The 18,271-nt window shown below is 42.9% G+C and carries 15 protein-coding genes; 4 read left to right on the top strand and 11 right to left on the bottom strand.

All coding sequences use genetic code 11. The features are described from left to right. The first annotated feature begins 1 nt into the window (after position 1). Entirely contained in the window at positions 2 to 1,174 is a 1,173-nt protein-coding gene (locus ICV90_RS00725) for a Do family serine endopeptidase (protein WP_215358882.1), read from the top strand. 23 nt (positions 1,175 to 1,197) lie between these two features. On the opposite strand, the gene ICV90_RS00720 is transcribed toward ICV90_RS00725, so the two are convergent. The 8 genes from ICV90_RS00720 to ICV90_RS00685 all read right to left on the bottom strand — a co-directional run bounded on the left by ICV90_RS00720 (position 1,198) and on the right by ICV90_RS00685 (position 11,041). Next, positions 1,198 to 1,932 carry an amino acid ABC transporter ATP-binding protein gene (locus ICV90_RS00720; RefSeq protein ID WP_215358881.1) on the bottom strand — a complete coding sequence of 245 codons (735 nt, stop codon included), beginning with the start codon at positions 1,930 to 1,932 and terminating at the stop codon, positions 1,198 to 1,200. A 37-nt stretch (positions 1,933 to 1,969) separates the two neighbouring features. Beyond that, positions 1,970 to 2,638, bottom strand: coding sequence for an amino acid ABC transporter permease (locus ICV90_RS00715; RefSeq protein WP_215358880.1), 669 nt, complete (start codon positions 2,636 to 2,638; stop codon positions 1,970 to 1,972). Between the two features lie 9 nt (positions 2,639 to 2,647). Continuing rightward, complete coding sequence (locus ICV90_RS00710) at positions 2,648 to 3,439, bottom strand: amino acid ABC transporter permease (RefSeq protein WP_215358879.1); 792 nt, start codon at positions 3,437 to 3,439, stop codon at positions 2,648 to 2,650. Between the two features lie 22 nt (positions 3,440 to 3,461). Next, positions 3,462 to 4,388, bottom strand: a complete 927-nt coding sequence (locus ICV90_RS00705) for an amino acid ABC transporter substrate-binding protein (RefSeq protein ID WP_215358878.1) — start codon at positions 4,386 to 4,388, stop codon at positions 3,462 to 3,464. Positions 4,389 to 4,671: 283 nt separating this feature from the next. Then, complete coding sequence (locus ICV90_RS00700) at positions 4,672 to 6,081, bottom strand: efflux transporter outer membrane subunit (protein WP_215358877.1); 1,410 nt, start codon at positions 6,079 to 6,081, stop codon at positions 4,672 to 4,674. 1 nt (position 6,082) lies between these two features. Further along, complete coding sequence (locus ICV90_RS00695; protein WP_215358876.1) at positions 6,083 to 7,321, bottom strand: efflux RND transporter periplasmic adaptor subunit; 1,239 nt, start codon at positions 7,319 to 7,321, stop codon at positions 6,083 to 6,085. After that, complete coding sequence (locus ICV90_RS00690; protein ID WP_215358875.1) at positions 7,318 to 10,518, bottom strand: efflux RND transporter permease subunit; 3,201 nt, start codon at positions 10,516 to 10,518, stop codon at positions 7,318 to 7,320. Before ICV90_RS00690 ends, ICV90_RS00695 begins: the two co-directional genes overlap by 4 nt. 181 nt (positions 10,519 to 10,699) lie before the next feature. Beyond that, a complete protein-coding gene (locus ICV90_RS00685) occupies positions 10,700 to 11,041 on the bottom strand; it encodes a hypothetical protein (protein ID WP_215358874.1) in 342 nt (113 codons plus the stop codon). A 216-nt stretch (positions 11,042 to 11,257) separates the two neighbouring features. Between ICV90_RS00685 and ICV90_RS00680 the strand changes: the two genes are divergently transcribed. Both ICV90_RS00680 and ICV90_RS00675 read left to right on the top strand, forming a co-directional pair. Further along, complete coding sequence (locus tag ICV90_RS00680; protein WP_251367748.1) at positions 11,258 to 12,058, top strand: hypothetical protein; 801 nt, start codon at positions 11,258 to 11,260, stop codon at positions 12,056 to 12,058. A 63-nt stretch (positions 12,059 to 12,121) separates the two neighbouring features. Further along, positions 12,122 to 12,841 carry a hypothetical protein gene (locus ICV90_RS00675; protein ID WP_215358873.1) on the top strand — a complete coding sequence of 240 codons (720 nt, stop codon included), beginning with the start codon at positions 12,122 to 12,124 and terminating at the stop codon, positions 12,839 to 12,841. 114 nt (positions 12,842 to 12,955) lie between these two features. Here ICV90_RS00675 and ICV90_RS00670 read toward each other — a convergent pair whose 3' ends face one another. Both ICV90_RS00670 and ICV90_RS00665 read right to left on the bottom strand, forming a co-directional pair. Next, positions 12,956 to 14,299, bottom strand: coding sequence for a porin (locus ICV90_RS00670; RefSeq protein WP_215358872.1), 1,344 nt, complete (start codon positions 14,297 to 14,299; stop codon positions 12,956 to 12,958). Between the two features lie 160 nt (positions 14,300 to 14,459). Continuing rightward, on the bottom strand, positions 14,460 to 15,821 hold the full coding sequence (locus ICV90_RS00665; RefSeq protein WP_215358871.1) for a porin: 1,362 nt from the start codon (positions 15,819 to 15,821) through the stop codon (positions 14,460 to 14,462). A 208-nt stretch (positions 15,822 to 16,029) separates the two neighbouring features. Here ICV90_RS00665 and ICV90_RS00660 point away from each other — a divergent pair, with 208 nt between their 5' ends. Further along, positions 16,030 to 17,484, top strand: a complete 1,455-nt coding sequence (locus ICV90_RS00660) for a tetratricopeptide repeat protein (RefSeq protein WP_215358870.1) — start codon at positions 16,030 to 16,032, stop codon at positions 17,482 to 17,484. Here the strand turns inward: ICV90_RS00660 and tatC are convergent. Beyond that, positions 17,460 to 18,251: a twin-arginine translocase subunit TatC gene (gene tatC, locus ICV90_RS00655; RefSeq protein WP_215358869.1), complete on the bottom strand. Its 792-nt coding sequence runs from the start codon at positions 18,249 to 18,251 to the stop codon at positions 17,460 to 17,462. The two genes, ICV90_RS00660 and tatC, sit on opposite strands and share 25 nt — an antisense overlap. Positions 18,252 to 18,271: the final 20 nt, after the last annotated feature.

The raw sequence follows: 18,271 nt of genomic DNA, 5'->3' as shown, positions 1-18,271 counted from the left end.
AATGCTGAATCGACTCTGGTTACTATTTGCGCAATCAGTAACGATAATGCTGGCTGCGTGGTTCATTGTTGCTACGCTCAAGCCACATTGGATATCGGACTCACAAATGGGCTCCATGGTGCAGAGCGTCACACTGAGCGAGGGTGCTTACGATAGCTCTGCACTTAGTCCAGGCTCGTATCACGATGCTGTAAAAAAATCGATGCCTGCTGTTGTCAATATTTTTACGAGCAAGGCAAATACAAAACCTAAAACTCGCAAAGAGAATAGCAATAAGTCTGCAGATCCTTTATTTAAATTCTTTTTCGGGGATCAGCCACCAGACACCGAACCCAGCTCCAGCCTGGGTTCCGGGGTAATAGTCAGTCCAGAGGGAATTATTCTGACCAATTATCACGTCATTAGTGATGCAGATGAAATTGATGTAGCGCTATCTGATGGCAGAAAAGTAAAGGCCAAAATTATTGGCGGCGACCCCGAAACAGATATTGCTGTATTAAAGATTGATGTTAAACAATTACCAACGCCGATCACCTTAGGAAAAATTGAATCGATTCACGTTGGTGATGTTGTACTCGCTATTGGCAATCCATTTGGCGTTGGTCAAACCGTTACCTCTGGGATTATTTCTGCCCTGGGTCGTGATCATGTAGGCATTAATACTTTTGAAAACTTTATTCAAACTGATGCCGCCATCAATCCTGGAAATTCTGGTGGCGCCTTAGTTGATACACGAGGCCATTTGATTGGAATTAATACTGCTATTTATTCCAACAATGGAGGCTCCATGGGAATTGGTTTTGCCATCCCAGTTAACCTGGCAAAACAGGTGATGGAATCGATTCTTGCTAATGGCAGTGTTACTCGCGGCTGGATCGGAGTTGAGCCTCAAAACTTATCCAGGGAACTCTTGGAGTCATTGGGGCTGCCTCAAAATACGGCCGGCGTTCTACTATCAGGCGTTCTAGAGGCTGGGCCTGCAGCCAAAGGTGGAATCAAGCCTGGAGATGTACTGGTTGCCGTTAATGGCAACGACATTAAAGATGTAAGACAGCTATTAAATCAAATTGCACAGATTGGCCCCGGTAATGAAGCCTCTCTCAAAATCTTACGCAAAGACAAAGAATTGGAGCTCAAAGTCCAAACTGGGAAAAGGCCAAAAACAATGAATTAGCACAAATGCTGATTCGTTAAATCTTATCCGGCCAATATTTTGGACAAGAAGTCCTTAGCTCTAGGCGAACGTGCTTCAGGATTGTCAAAGAATTCATCCTTGGTGCAATCCTCAATAATGCGGCCTTGATCCATGAAGATCACCCGATGACTAACCTTGCGAGCAAAACCCATTTCATGAGTCACGCAGCACATAGTCATACCCTCATTAGCAAGCTTGACCATAACGTCTAAAACCTCACCAACCATTTCAGGATCAAGCGCAGAAGTAGGCTCATCGAACAACATCACAATCGGGTCCATACTCAATGCGCGTGCAATAGCTACACGTTGCTGTTGACCACCAGAGAGCTGCCCCGGAAATTTATCTTTTTGAGCACTCAAGCCAACGCGCTCTAAATATTTCAGGCCATGTTTTTTTGCTTCATCAGCCGAACGTCCCAATACTTTGATTTGAGCAAGCGTGAGATTCTCAGTAATGCTTAAGTGTGGGAAAAGTTCAAAGTGCTGGAACACCATACCCACGCGAGCGCGTAATCTAGGTAGATTCGTTTTAGGGTCATGCAGATTAATACCATCAACGGAAATTTGACCGGATTGAAATGGTTCCAACGCATTAATAGTTTTAATTAACGTTGACTTGCCTGAACCTGAAGGACCGCAAATAACCACCACCTCTCCCTTCTTGATTGACGTTGTGCAATCAGTCAAAACCTGAAAGGAGCCATACCATTTAGAAACGTTTTGAAGTTCAATCATGATGGTCTATGTAGTGTGTAGCGATCAAAAAAAATAATTAGCGAATAATGGCAACTTTTGCCTGAATGGCTCGCACTGCTTTAGACAGTGAAAAACAGATGATGAAATACGTAGCGGCAGCCAAGATATAGGTTTCGATTGGACGGCCATAATTTTTTCCAGCAATCTCAAAACCTTTTAAGAGATCGTAAGCGCCAATCGCATAAACCAAAGAAGTATCTTGGAACAAGATGATGGTCTGCGTCATGAAGACAGGAATCATATTTCTAAATGCTTGCGGCAAAACGACTAAGCGCATGTTTTGGCCGTAGGTCATTCCCAAGGCCTCACCAGCATAACTCTGACCTTTTGGAACTGACTGAATGCCGGCCCTAACAATCTCCGAGAAGAAAGCAGCCTCAAATGCAATGAAGGTAATGGTGGCCGATAAGTCCGCACCAATAGGTCTACCGATCAACATTGGTATGAGCAAGAAGAACCAAAGAATGACCATTACCAATGGAATGGAACGCATGGTATTAACGTAAAACGTTGCTGGATAAACTAAAGAAGGCTTACCGGAGAGTCTCATCAATGCTAAGAAAGTGCCGACCACAATGCCGCCAACAGTAGCAATGACAGTGAGCTGCACACTAAATAACAACCCCTTCAAAATATAATTTGTGAAAAGTTCCCAGTTATAAAAACTTAAGTCTAAGCTCAACATATCATTCCTTTAATGAGCCAGACTTACATCATTCGATGCGGCAATAAAACCAGGGATACGACTTCTTTTTTCGATCAAAGCCATCACACGATTAACGGCAAACGCAGATAAGGCATAGAGCGCAGTAACCGCCAAATAAATCTCTACGCCGTGAGAAGTTTCCTCTTGCGCCTGCATCGCAAATAAAGTGAGTTCAGGTACAGATACCGCAAAGGCCACTGAAGAGTTTTTGATCACATTCATACTCTCAGATGTCAGAGGTGGAATGACAATGCGTAATGCCATAGGCAATATGACATAGCGATAGGTTTGCGGGGTAGTTAAGCCCAACGCAGTTGCTGCAGCTCGTTGCCCGCTTGGTAAAGACTGTATGCCAGCGCGCACCTGCTCCGCTATGCGAGCAGAAGTAAAAAAGCCCAAGGCAATACTGACTAACCAATACGATGGCAGTGCTTTTAATGGCAGAACAAATGCGGGGATAACGTGATACCAGAGAAATACCTGAACTAAGACTGGGATATTTCTAAATAACTCTACCCAAGTAGTTGAAAGTCGCACCAACACCCTGCTTAGTCTGCCGTTATCCGGCAGGGTTCTCAAAGTACCCATCACGGCGCCCAAAATCAAGGCGATTGCAAGACCTAGAGCTGCTACCGCCAAGGTCCAGCCCCACGCCTTCATCAACCAGTCTAGATAGCTGGGATCCGCATTTTGGCTAAGCCCAAATATAGAGGAGAAGCAGTGATCAACTACTTCTCCGTCTAAGGTGCTTTTACAAAAAACACCTAAATCTAATGCCATATTGAAAACTTATTTAATTGAATTACTTCTTGTTGTAATCTTCTGCAGGTTTGTCATTCAAATTAGCCCAAGCATTTTTAGTTGCTGGGGATAGCTCAAGACCAACTACGATATTTTTTGGTGGAATTGGTGACAAGAACCACTTATTCCACAATCCAGGCATTTTGCCATTCGCAACAATCTTTGCAATTGCGGCATTCACTGCAGCCTTAAACTCTGGATCGTCTTTACGAACCATAATTGCAATTGGCTCTGTAGACAGGACTTCGCCAACAATTTTGTAATCTTTTGGATTCTTAGAGTTGGCGATATTGCCAGCCAAAATAGAGCCGTCCATTACAAAGGCATCAGCACGACCAGACTCAAGCAACAAGAAGCTGTCAGCATGATCCTTACCAAATACTTCGTCAAAGTTCACACCATTGGCTTTTTCATGCTTGCGCAAAAGTTGTACAGAGGTTGTCCCTGTTGTTGTCGCAACTTTTTTACCTGCCAATTGAGAAATAGAAGTAATTCCTGAATTTGCCTTGACTGCAATGCGTACCTCTTCAACGTACAAGGTGTTGGCAAAGCCAACATCTTTAGCACGCGCAACATTGTTAGTTGTTGTGCCGCACTCGATATCGACTGTGCCGTTTTGTACTAAAGGAACGCGATTTTGTGAAGTTACTGGTTGATAGTTGATGCGCAAAGTGCTCATGGCCAACTTATCTTTAATGTCACCCAAAATCATGCGGCAAATTTCAACATGGTAGCCATCAAAACGGCTATCGCCAGTGGTATAGGACATCGGGATTGAGGACTCTCTGACTCCCATAGTAACCGCGCCGGTAGACTTGATTTTATCCATAGTGGCGCTAGATGCGTATACACCGGAACTTGTCAAAATGGTTGCGATAGCTAAAACTGCTGAGCCTTGGAGTCTTTTAAAAAAGTAAGTATTTTTCATGGTCAATTCTAAAAAGTTAGCAGATATGTGGGCAAATAAAAATTTCACAATTCTTGTAGTTTTAACAGATATCTAGGGAATAGCCAAGAAAAATGCACTGGATTTAAGGCGCATGACTATAAAAACGTAGCCCAGGTCTTTAAAGATGCTCTGCAGTTTTGAGCTAAAAAATTCTTCAACCCATAAATTATCAGGATATCTTCATAGAAAACTGGCCTACGTTTTATGATTTATCTCACAACATCTGCCCAAGACTCATCGCAGAGCGCTATATAACTCTGAATTACCAATACCCTCCAAGGGCTTTGATCAGCAAAACTCGATCAATCAGCAATTGAGTCTGGTAGTCAACCTGAACCGTCCGAGCTCTAGATTGATCAATGGCAGCATCGACAATTTCTAGGTAGCCAGCAACGCCCTCTCGATATCTGACCGTAGAAATCTTATAAGTTTTTTCTGCATACATTAAGCTATTTTCGACGTTCACTAAAGATTCTTCACGATTCTTTAATTGCACCAATACATCCTCTACCTCTTTAATAGCTACAAGCACAGTATTTTTATAGACAGCTGTGTTTTCAGCGTTCTTCGCGACTGCCTGATCAACAATTGCAGATCTTCTACCGCCATCAAAAATTGTTAAAAATGCTAGCGGTCCTATTGTCCAGAAAGCATTAGGGGCGGCAAGAATATTAGCTTGATTTGCAGTTTGATAACCACCAAAGGCGGACAAAGATAGAACTGGGAAAAAAGCACTTCTTGCGACACCAATTTCTGCATTACTAGCTGCTACCCTTCTCTCGGCAGACGCAACATCGGGGCGACGCTCAAGCAAGGTCGAGGGAATAGATACAGCCACAGGAGCAAGCTTTAGATTATCAACACTCCCTCTTGGCAAGGAGAATGAGGAAGGAGACTCTCCCACCAGAACAGCAATCACATGCTCTAGTTGTGCGCGGCGGGTTTGTAGCGCCTTCTCTCGAATACGCCCGCTTTCAACCAAACCCTGCACCCTGTAAAAATCGACCCCAGGGTTAATGCCTTCTTTGTAACGCTTTTGCATTAAATCGGCTTGTTTTTGATACGTGCTTAAATCTTGCTGCAAAATATCCTGCTGAGATTCAACACCTCGCATCGCAATGTAACTGCTGACGAGGTCCGCCTGAATAATTAAACGTACCGACTCTAAATCCTCTTGACTAGCCTCCGCCAAGGCCGATGCCGAATCAATGCCGGACCGAACGCGACCCCATAAGTCGACCTCATAAGTTGCAAGGCCGCCAAAAAAATTATTGTCATAAATATTAGGCTGATTTGCCCCGCGTAGAGGCCTTCCCGCAGACTGTCTATTCTCCGTTGTGGCACCGGTCACTGCAATTTGTGGGTATAGCCCTGCGTTATTAACCGCTAAAAATGCACTTGCATTTTCATATCGAGCCACTGCAGCAGCAATTTGAAAGTTATTGGCCTCAGTTTTTGTAACCAATTGATCCAAAATCGGATCGCCAAAATTTTTCCACCAAGAACCTCTTTTCATCTGATCGGCAGGTTTAGCAACCACCCAATCCTGAGAAATCTCCTTAAAGTTACTTGGCATTTGCATTTCAGGGCGCTTGTAATCCGGAGCAAGAGAACATCCATAGCAAACGCTGAGCAGCCCAACCCCTAGGAAACGTCGAAATTTAATTGACATACTATTTCGCCTTATTTCCGTTCGACTCTTTTGCAAGCACTACTACCTCGCCAGCAATCAATGAATCCGGTGGATTATTGATGATCTTAGACTGATTCGTAATTGGACCAATCACCTCAACCTCTTGGCCAAAATCTCTGCCAATCACGACCTTGGTAAATACCGCCTTTTGATCTTTACCAACCTCTGCCAAGAATGCTCCGTTCTTACGAATAATTAAAGCCGAAGACGGTACCCGCGGAATATTCCGATCAGAAGGCAGATCAATATTGACTTGGGCAAACTCGCCAGCAGTTAAGACGTGTTCTTGATTATCCATTTCAATCTCTATGAGGACCGTTCCAGAATTTTCATTTACTGCGCCAGCCGAACGGACTACCTTCGCTTCAAATACTTTTTCCGGAAACTCAGGAACACGAATTCTTGCCGAAATACCAGGCTGAATATCGTTCATAAATACCTGTGGAATATTTACAAACAGTCGTAACTTATCAATATTGGCAACATTAAATAGTGGCTTACCTGCACCAGCGGTTACTAAAGCACCCACATCAATATTGCGTTCGGTAACCTGCCCAGCAAACGGCGCTGGAATATTTTTATAGTCTGAGAAGATCTCAGCCTTCTGTAAATTTGCCTCAGCAATTTGACGCAAAGATTTTCTAGTCTCATATTCAGTAGTCTTTTGATCCAACTCTTGCTTTGAGACAGCATCTTCTGCAAAAAGATTCTTCCATCTTGTTAAGGAGATCTTAGCTAGAGCCTCATTACTCTTTGCAGCAATCAAATCAGATTTTGCTTGCTGTAGTTGCTGATCCACTTCTGGAGCCTCAATTCTTCCTAAAATCTCACCTTTTTTAACCTCGGCACCGATATCCTTATCCCATTTCTTCATATAACCATTTACACGAGAATAGATTGGTGCATTTAAGTAGGCTTCGAGGCGACCCGGGAAGGAGATTGAATTTTCAGCACCGCCAACTACTGGCATAACAACGGTAACTATCCTTTGCGCATTTTCTTCAGAGCGAAATTTAGCGGAAATAAACCCATAAATTCGAAATCCAAAATTGAGAATGACGATCACGAGCACCACTTGGACTATACGCTTTTGATTTTTTTCGAGTCCCTGATATTTTCGATAAAGCGTAATTAAAAATTCTTTTGCTATAGCTACATACTTCTTCACCAATGGAAGGACATTTTTTAAAGAATCTTTATTGAATTTAATTGTTTTCATGCTTTTTCTGATCCATAGTTTTTATGTACAAGGCTAAACACAACCGGTACAAAAATAAGAGTTGCGAACGTTGCAAAAATGAGCCCCCCTACAACGGCTCTGCCAAGAGGGGCATTCTGCTCGCCGCCCTCACCAAGACCTAATGCCATCGGGGCCATACCAATCACCATTGCCAATGCAGTCATCATCACGGGCCTGAACCTTGAAAAACCAGCCTCCAAGGCCGCCTTAATCGGATCTTTATCGATTGGCAAACGTTCGCGGGCAAAACTAACCACCAAAATACTATTTGCTGTAGCAACCCCCATACACATAATCACCCCCGTAAGGGCTGGTACCGATAAGTTTGTAAAAGTCAAAAATAATATCCAAATAATTCCGGCTATGGCTGCTGGCAATGCAGTAATAATGACGAATGGGTCTAGCCAGGATTGGAAATTCACCACCAGTATTAAGTAAATTAATACGATAGATCCTATCAAGCCTAAACCTAGACCAGTGAAAGCAGAGTTCATTGTAGAAACTTGCCCTCTCAATTCTACGGTTGTGCCTTTAGGGATATTTTTGGTTTCTTCCTCAATAATGCGATTGATATCAGATGCCACCGCCCCAAGATCGCGACCCTGAGTGTCGGCGTAAATATCAAATGAAGGCTTAATACTGTCATGCGTCACAACTGCATCTGCAAAATTTCTTCTTAAGGATGAGATTCCACCAAGAATTGTTCCTGTTGAAGCGTTCGAGCCGGCTACCGGAATATTCAAAAGGTCTGAAATACTAGAAACTTGTATTTGCGGCGTTTGAACAACTACCGGATAAGAAATACCATTGGATGGATTTAGCCAAAATGCAGGGGCTACCTGGCCACTACCTGCCAATGTAGTCACCATGTTATTAGTAATATCCCTTTGCGTTATGCCAATCTTCGCAGCCTGCACACGATCTACATCGACATTAATCTGAGGATAATTCGTTGCCTGCTGAATTCGCACGTCCGCAATCCCTGGGATTTTTTTAACGCGCTCTAGTAATTTTGCTGTAAAGGCAAAGTTTTCATCCCGCTTAGTCCCCTTCACGATAATATCGATAGGAGCAGGCGCACCAAAATTCAGAATCTGACTCACAATATCGGCAGGCAAAAATGCAAAACTAGTTGACGGGAATTTCTTAGGCAGCTCTTCACGTAACTTCTTTACAAATTCATCGGTTGGTGAGTGCCCCTTAACTAGAGAAACCAAAATATCACCATCTTGTGGACCAATGGTACCCGTACTGCTATATGCCATATTAATTCCGCTGACAGATAGCCCAATATTGTCAACAATACTTTCAATTTGATCTTGGGGCACCAAGCGACGAATCTCGGCCTCAATATCGTTAAATTGTCGTGCGGTTTCTTCAAGACGAGTGCCGACTGGCACTCGAACGTGCATCTTAATTTGACCACCATCAACTGCTGGAAAAAATTCTCGCCCAAAAGAGAAGATTAAAAGATATGAGCCTAATACGCCGACCATAAATATCATAATGAACTTTTTTTGATCCACTATGACTAATTTCAAAAATTCAAAATATCTGCTTCTGACAGAGTTAAATACGTTTTCAAATTGATATTGAAATTTAGCCAGCCTACCCTTGATCCTGACTACTCGATTGGTATGATTAATATCCATCACCCAGCGCAAATGTCCAGATGCATGCTCATCATGACCATGAATTTCTTTTAAAATGAAATTTGCAAAAGTAGGCACAAAAGTGCGTGATAGGATAAAAGATCCAATCATTGCAAACATCACAGCCTTAGCCATCGGCACAAATAAAAACTTAGAGACACCCTCTAAAAAGAACATAGGCACAAATACAATACAAATACATAGTAGCGCTATAAATGCCGGCCCTACAATCTGTGCTGCGCCATCCAGGATTGCATCTTGAATCGACTTTCCCTGCTCTAAGTGCCAGTTAATATTCTCAATCGTAACGGTGGCATCATCAACCAGAATACCCACTGCCAAGGCAAGACCCCCCAAGGTCATAATATTTAGGGTTTCACCGGTAATGTTCAACATGAGTACCGCAAACAAGATTGCAAGCGGGATCGAAGAAGCAATAATCACAGTTGATCGCCAGCTTCCTAAAAATAATAGGATCATTAAGCTAGTCAAGGCTGCCGCAATCAATCCCTCATGAATCACGCCACTAATAGAAGCTTTTACGAATACTGATTGGTCGCCGTTAATATTGATATTTAATTCTGGAGGCAAGGACTCCTTTAGCTTCGGAACCAGTGCTTTAACGCCGTCAATAATATCTAGCGTAGAAACTGCACCAGATTTCAAAATAGTCATCAACACTGCCTTACCGCCATCCAAGCGTACTAGATTCGTTTGCGGTGGGGAGCCATCTCGAACTTGAGCCACATCCCTAAGCTGAATAACTGCGCCATTTGCTAATTTAATCGGGAAGTCGGCAATCTCCTGGAATCCATTCACCCCATTATTTAACTTAATACTATATTCATACTCTCCAATTTTTTGTGTGCCAGTTGGAATAATGAGGTTTTGTGCCGCTAGTGCGGTAATCACATCATTAGGGGTTAACTTTCTTGCTTGAAGTGCAGCTAAACGCAAGTCAATCTGAATCTGACGAGTTTTACCCCCATACGGCGAAGGTACCGCACTGCCAGGCACACTTGCTAGAGCAGGTCTAATAAAGTTTTGTCCATAGTCAAAAATACGTTGCTCAGATAGGGATAGACTAGAGAGCGCTAGCTGCACGATTGGCACTGTGGCAGCGTTGTAGTTCAAAATGAGTGGCGGCGTAATACCAGGCGGCATTTGCTTGAGCACTGTTTGTGAAATCGAAGTTACTTGTGCTGTCGCTAGACGAATATCGACACTAGGCTGAAAGAAAATCTTGACAATTCCATAACCAGGCAGTGATTGAGATTCAATATGCTCAATGTCATTTACCGTTGAGCTTAATGCGCGCTCATAAGCGTAAACAACCCTTCCAGCCATATCCTCAGGCTGCATACCTGTATAAGACCAGACTACGCTAATTACTGGAATACGAATTTCTGGAAAAATATCAATTGGGGAGCGAAGTGCACTAAAGATCCCCATTAGAGCTATCAAAATCGCCATCACCACAAATGTATATGGCTTTTCTAAAGCTAATTTAACTAACCTAATCATTTTTTTAATCTTTATTAAAGCTAAAATTTATCAATGGAGTCGCTTCCACTAATCTTCAGCGCATCTGCTGACAATGGCACTTTGATGCCAGTCAACTATAAGTTCAAACTGAATAAGGATGTGAGCAACTCTTGGCAATATCATGACAGCAAGTGAAGGTGATCTGCCAACTCCTGGAGTGCTAGACGACTCGTGGAGGCCTGAAGATTGAAGACGGCACTAAGCCAGGCATACCCTCTGAAACGCGGATACAAAAACAAGACTCATTCTCAAGAGGAAAAAATACTAGTGTATTTTCAGAGATATTGCCTAATACGTGCGCGCTCAAGTTAATCTTTAGATTGGGTTCTTTTTGCTCTAATCCTTTAGATGACTCATCCAAGGGATTAGCGTCTTTTTGGACGCCGACATAAGCTTGAGCTCTTTGCACAGCATTTTGGACAAAAATTTGAGCGCCAGCAGTTTTCACAAGAGCAAAAAAGATACAGCTCGACAGAATTAGCACTTTTACAAATTTTTGCATCTGCCCATTACATTCTTGTTGGCAAGATCTGTCAAGATTTTCTTACGCCAGAATCAATTTATTGCATTGCAGCATATTTATTCTTGAAAGCACCTATAGAACTTCAGTCTAAAAGCAACCTGCCAAGGAAAACACCTTAGAATTCAGTTTCATTTTCCTTGGTCTATATTAGTTTTAGATCAATTCTAAGTATTCTGATTTAACAGTATCTTATTGATGCGATATATTTTCTTCATCCTCTTAGGCATTCTTCCAATATCAGCACTTGCAGAGGAGACGGACTTAAATCGCAGATTTAAAAATACACCTCAAGAACTATCCAATGACAAAACATTAGAATTTTGGGGCTATCAAAATTATCAAGCTAACTCCAGCTATAGTGATATTTTAAAAATCAGATACTACAATCCGCTGGATATCGGGTCCTGGCAAGGCAGGATTCGCCTAGATACCTCCATAGTGTCAAGTAACGCTAACGGGCAAGAATTTAATAACTCAGGTCAATTTAGCGCGGGCAACACAATGCTAACCATATGGGGGCAGGATAAGGATTTTTTACCCAACATCAATGCAACCATTGGCGGTCGAATCATTTTTCCCTTTGGAAATAACGGGCAATGGGCAATAGGCCCACAGATTCGATGGCTTTTTAAACCAACCGAAGGCGCAGATACACTAATCTCCGACTTCTCACCGTTGCTGCGCTATATATATGGCTTTGATACTAAAAATAACTCGGTTAATATCAACCCCAATCAACCCGCACTTCAGCGCAACCTGCAAATTTATCCAACTGCAGGGCTTTCACTTACTCCTGATACTCAAATCCGCTTCTGGGATGAGAATGGCATGATATTCAATACTGCTAGTGGTAGTTGGTTTATCCCCATCGATGGAATGATTGTCCATAGACTTTCAAAAAATTTCTCATTAGCGATTGGGGCCAGCAAGCAATTAGTGGACACGTATAAACAATACAACTGGTCAACGTATGGAAGAATTTCCTATACTTTTTAACGCGCCTAATCCAGATATTTGGTTTAACATGAAGATCAATACATCGCCCTGAAAACGAACATCATGAAAATAAACGCACCATTTAAGTATTTACTCTTGTCTATGACAACAGTCATTTTCGGCTCACTTCTATCGGCCTGCGCAGGTAATGCCGTCTTCAGCACCTCAGAATCGAAGATGGATTCTGGCGAGAGCTACCAAGCAATCAGAAAGGTGGCCGTTGGTCAACAGTGGATTTATAACGTACGCAATCTCTACAACAATGAAGTAATTGATACGATTACGGAAAACGTAGTGTCCGTAGCACCATTGATTGAAATTAAACGGGAAAGTCAAAAGCATGGTTCATTACCATCAGAGATTCAATCTACTACTGGGCTCGTTTTAAGCGATCCCTACTGGAATCCACCAGTGAATTTTGTAAGCCCCATGCCAATGTGGCCTCAGTCCAATGTCAAATCACAAACTTTTACTACTCAATACAAAGTTAGTGACGCCGAAAGCAAATATCTTTGGTCATCTACCATTACCAATGCAGGAGCTGAAGTGGTCACCCTTCAGGGCAGTCAGTTCAATACATTAAAAAGCACTAACTCTATCTATTTCATTAGTGATGATTTTTCTAGGCACACCTCCTTACGTCACTCAACGACTTGGATAGCACCGAATATTGGCAGGTGGGTAGTCAAAACCACAAATGGCACCTACTTAGATAACAATACAGGTATTGGTAACGATCGCTATGAAAATATGTTGCGATATGAATTAATTTCTTATAAATGAGCAATTAATAAATTCACTTGTAGCGTTACAGAGATAAATAAAGCCCGCAAAAAGTCTGCGGGCTTTATTTTTATAGCGCCTAGAACATAGCGCTAGGGAAAGTACATTATGGCATCAGAAAGTATGACGCATACCTACTCCGTAAGTCTGCTGTGTGCTAACAGTCTTACCACTCAGCATACTGCCTGCTGGTAATGGCTGAACATTAGATCCTGATGTATTAATGTTACCAATACCTAGATACAAATTAGTACGCTTACTCATATAGTAGTCAAGCATTGCAGATTGAAACTGCTGCACACCACTAAGCTGTGTGCCTGACTGCTGTGTGCCTGCATAGTAATAACCAATCGAACCAATTAAAGATTCAGTAAAGTTATAGTTAGCACCTACCCAATACACATTGATGTTGTAATTATTTCTATTGGGCGTCCAGCTTGCAATAGAAAATCCACTGGGCAATACTGGCAAACCAGCATACATCTGAAAGTTGCTTGGCGTACCAATAAACATACGCTCATATCCAGCTTTCAGATTGAGTTTATCTGTAGCCTGAAATTTACTAGTCAGTTGTAGCGCCGAGGTATTGGCTAGAGTAACCAAGACCTCATTTGTTCCAGCTTTTGTAGCGCCAACTGGGGAAGCAGCACCATTTGCTGTAGAAATGGTCGTGCCATAGGAGATTCCAGTTAACTTAGTCGCATCCGTAGTATGGGTAGCAATGGCTTGCACGCCCCACTTAGCCTCTTCGTAACCTAACTGAAAGCCACTAGTAGTGCCAGCGGAGTTATTGCCTGCCACACCACCAGGTGCATACATGGCCTTGAGATTAAAGCCATTGTATTTTTTAGCGTATTGAATGGCGCCACTAACATACGCATTATCCGTATAGCCACCACCACCATAGGTTCCCGAGAAAGCAATTGGGGAAAACATCTGCGCATTAACTGGGTTATAGCTACCAATATTTTGCAACATGAGTCCTTGCTGACGCCCCAGTGTCAAGGTGCCGTACTGCTCATTACCGATACCGGCATAGGCGCCACGTCCAAACAGCATTCCTTGTAGCGCATTATCGCCACCCTGGCTAGCACTAGAAGATGATCCATTGCCGGCCATACCATTACTTGCGGTTACGCCTGTTGCCGCATTAAAGCCTTGCTCTAATAAAAAGAAGGTTTTAGTGCCACCACCTAAATCTTCTTGACCCTTAAAGCCCAAGCGACTTTGACTCTCGCCACCAGTCATGAATCCAAAGACATTACCGTTTTTAACGCCAGGGTAATTGAGTGGTGCACCTGAGTTACCCCAAGTTGAGGTGTTCAGATTGCCTGCATTAGTTTGCGCCATCACGCCCACATCTAATAAACCATAAACCGTCACACTCGATTGTGCTTTTGCTACACCTGCCGCACAAAGAAAACTAGCAGCTAAGGCGAATTTATTTAATTTTTTCATAAAGTACTTAATTGAAATCCCTTGACCAATGTCAAGAAATTAAGATCCGTTAAAAGACAAAAACCACCACACTTGCGTGTGATGGTTTTCTTATTACATTTACAGCTAGATGTTACTCACTACATATCTAAATCTAGGTAGGCACAAGTCCTACGTTAAATTAGAAAGTGTGACGCATACCTAAACCGTATGTGAACTGCTGATTAACAGTTGTTGGGTTAACGTTAGCGTTGCTATAAGAAGGCGCGCCAACAGCAGAACCAGTGAAGTTCACTTGTGAAGCAGCTGCGTACAAGTTAGTACGCTTGCTCAAGTAGTACTCAGCCATTGCGGAGATAAATGTTGTTCTGCCAGCCAATGTTGTAGCATTGCGATTGGCATTTTGCTGGTAGTAACCCAATGAACCCTTGATTGCTGGTGTGAAGTCATAGTTAGCACCCAACCACCAAGTATTTCTGATCAAAGGTGTTGTAGCTGCTGTGTATGAGAATACGCTAAAGCCACTACCGTTAGGCAATACAGGCTGACCTTGCAAATACTGAAGATTTGATGGTGTACCCAAGTTTTGATATTGGAAACCACCTTTTAACCACAACTTATCCAATGGCGCCCATTTTGCTGTCAACTGTGTAGAACGTGTGTTGTAAACAGTTGCAGTTACTTGGTTTGTGCCAGCAACTGTTGATCCAGTTGGTGAAACAGCGCCAGCTGCAATTGCTTGACCATAAGAAGCGCCAGCCAAAGCTGTTGCATCTTCTTGGAATGAAGTGATAGCTTGGATGCCCCACTTAGCTGTTTCGTAACCAATTTGACCTTCTAAACGTGTACCAACGCCGTTGTTACCAGCATAGCCACCAGGTGCGTACAAGGCGTTAACATCAAAGCCCATGATTTTTTCTTTTAACTTCAAAGCACCGTTTGCACGAGCTTGGTCAGTTGTACCGCCACCACCGAATTGACCTGAGAAGGCTAAAGGTGAGAACTGTTGTGCGTTAACTGGGTCATAACCACCGATGTTGTCTAACATCAAAGTTTGTTGACGACCTAATGTCAATGTGCCCCATTTGTCATTTTGTACACCAGCGAATGCGCCGCGGTTAAACAATTGACCTTGGTTAGAAGAGTCACCAGTGTTTGACATGTTACCCATGCCAGCAGTCGTTTTACCGTTGCCTGGCAAACCTGAAGCATATTGTGAACCGTTGTCAGTGTTAACACCTTGCTCTAATGTAAAGATCACTTTAGAGCCGCCACCGATATCTTCCATACCCTTGAAACCCAAACGGCTAGCAGACTGACCACCCTGCATGAAGCCAAAGGAGTTACCGTTTTTTGGGTATGAGCTGCTGCTTGAAGCGCCGTAACCAGCAGAAGTACCGCCAGTAGAGCCGTTCAACATGTTTGAATTGCTTTGACCCATGATACCAACGTCCAATAAACCATAAATGGTTACGCTGGACTGAGCTTGAGCAGCGCCAGCAAATGCTGTCAATGCTGCGATTGCTAATAGCGATTTTTTCATTCTTTAAATCTCCAAAAATTAAAAGTAATGCCCAAATAAAACTGGGACTTGCTAATTTTGCTTGTATTGCCCCGCTAGACTGGGGGTAAGGGCATGTAGGAGATCTTTTTGCTTGTCAAAAGGTAGTTTTTTGGTTTTCTTCGTTGTATCAGGGCAACAAGGTCTTGGTTTTCCCCCTTTTATGCACTTTGAATGCCAAAATTGTCAGATGGCAAGCCGCGAATTCTTAAAAATCCTGAGTTCAGCCCGTATGGGTGATGTATCCGCGCAACAAAAATTAGCACAAGCCTATATTACCGGCGCCTTCAAAACACCAATACAACCTGCTAATGCTTTGATTTGGCTAGAAAAATCCTATTTATCAATACAAAATCAAGCTGCCGAGACGGGTAACGCAAGTCATGTTGAAATTTCCAAGATTCTGAATCAAATTGCTAATGTCCCACTAGCCCAAACCTTTAATTCCCCAGGATTTCAGTTTGGATGGGGGTCTTTCTGGCAGCTCGCCCAATCTAATCTTGATTCAGGCGCCACACTCGCAGCTAAATGGCAACTTGCTGATTTACTTATCAACCCAAGACATCAAGATACTCAACCTCAATTGATGGCTTGGTTGAAAAGGGGGAACTCAACCTTCGCCGATGAAAAACTGGCCAATCTAGATTTCGGAGGCTTGCAAAAAATTGCTCGTCAATATTTACAAGAGCTCGCAGATGGGAACTCCATGTTCTCGAATAAAGCAAAAGAATTGTTGATAAAGCTACAACCAAAAAATGAAGCCTTATCCTCCCTGTGGAATGCTTGGTTAACAACGCAAAATGAAGAAGCATTGATTCAGGCGGCGGAGCTAGGGCTAACTGTTGCAAAACTTACTTTGGGATTACGCCTTGCTCAATTAAGTGGAAATGTTGAAAACAAATCAAACGCATCTCTTAAAAAAGCAGCGCATTGGTTAGAGCTTGCCGCCAAGGACGGTGATCGAGATGCATGGTATGCGCTTGGTGAAATTTATCGTCGCCCCCAATTTTCTGGTTACAACGCTACTGAAAGTGATCGCTGCTTTGATCGCGCTGCCGATCTTGGCCATCCCCAAGCGCAACTTCGCAAAGGTGCCAATCTTTGGCGTAAGCGCGAAAAGAGCGAAGAAAAAGTACGCGGGCTACAGGCTTCATACTCTATATGGCAAGCACACCAGCAGGGCATAGTAGAAGCAAAAGAGCTATTAAGTAAGATTTTAGAAAGTTGCCCAGACCCAAAAAGAAATGAATGGCATGAATTGGCGCTATATGCTGAAAGCGCCATAAATCATCAAGCCGAACACAAGTTTGATGAAGACTGGCTATTGCTATGTCACCGCATCATCATTGCCAATCAATTTAATTTCAGCAAAGCAGAGCTTTTGTTATGCGAAGTAGGTCAACTTCAGCATGAACATTGTGTAGTTGTGGATATTCGTTGGGAATTACCAAAGATCTTGCCTAGGTTGATTCAGATCGAAACCATTCAACAACGTCGCGCCCTATTGACTGCTGGTAAAGCTTTTGCTGGTTCTGAAATAGATCTTGAGGGCAACTTACGCCAAAGGCGCTATCGCTTTGATCGTGCCACAAATTGGCTAAAAAATACCTTTTCCAAGAATCAAGTAGACGCAGAGGTTGAGTGATCGCTTGAACCTTCATCATCTGAGGGTTTTGGCACATAAAAGCGCGCTACGATCAAACCTAACTCATAGAGCAAGGTCATTGGCACAGCTAGCAACAATTGCGAGAGCACGTCCGGCGGAGTTACAACAGCGGAAATCACAAATGCGCCAACGATGACGTATGGGCGAATTTCTTTCAGCTTAGCCAAGGGCACCATGCCCATACGCACCAAGACAACCACCACAACAGGTACTTCAAAAGTAATACCAAATGCCAAGAAGGTTGTCATAGCAAAACTTAAATAGTTATCAATGTCGGTAGACATCTCCGCGCCCAAAGGTGCGTTATAACTTGCCATAAACTTGAATACCGTTGGAAACACTAAGAAGTATGCAAATGCCATACCAATAATGAACAAGCTGTAGCTACTCACTACCAAAGGCAGAATCAGCTTTCTTTCGTGCAAATACAAACCAGGTGCAATGAACGCCCATAGTTGATACATCACCACTGGTAAGGCGATGATGAAAGCCACTAGCATGGTTACCTTCATGGGTACAAAGAAGGAGCCTGTAACGTCAGTCACAATCATCTTGCCGCCAGCAGGCAAAGCTTCTAATAAAGGCTGTGCGAACAAATGGAAAATATCAGGCGCCCAATAGACTAGACATACGAAGACAACAATAATTGCGAGCGCCGCTTTAATTACGCGATCACGCAATTCAAATAAGTGGGAAAGAAAGGTTTCCTGTAATCCCGAGTCTTGGGTTGAATTGTTTTCAGTCATACGTAAGTATTTTTATTCTT

Origin of the sequence: Polynucleobacter sp. JS-JIR-II-b4, from assembly GCF_018687815.1 — a bacterium.
In the GTDB taxonomy this organism is placed as follows: Bacteria; Pseudomonadota; Gammaproteobacteria; order Burkholderiales; family Burkholderiaceae; genus Polynucleobacter.
Note: the sequence above shows the minus strand (reverse complement) of the source record. Positions and strands in the feature narration are given on the sequence as shown.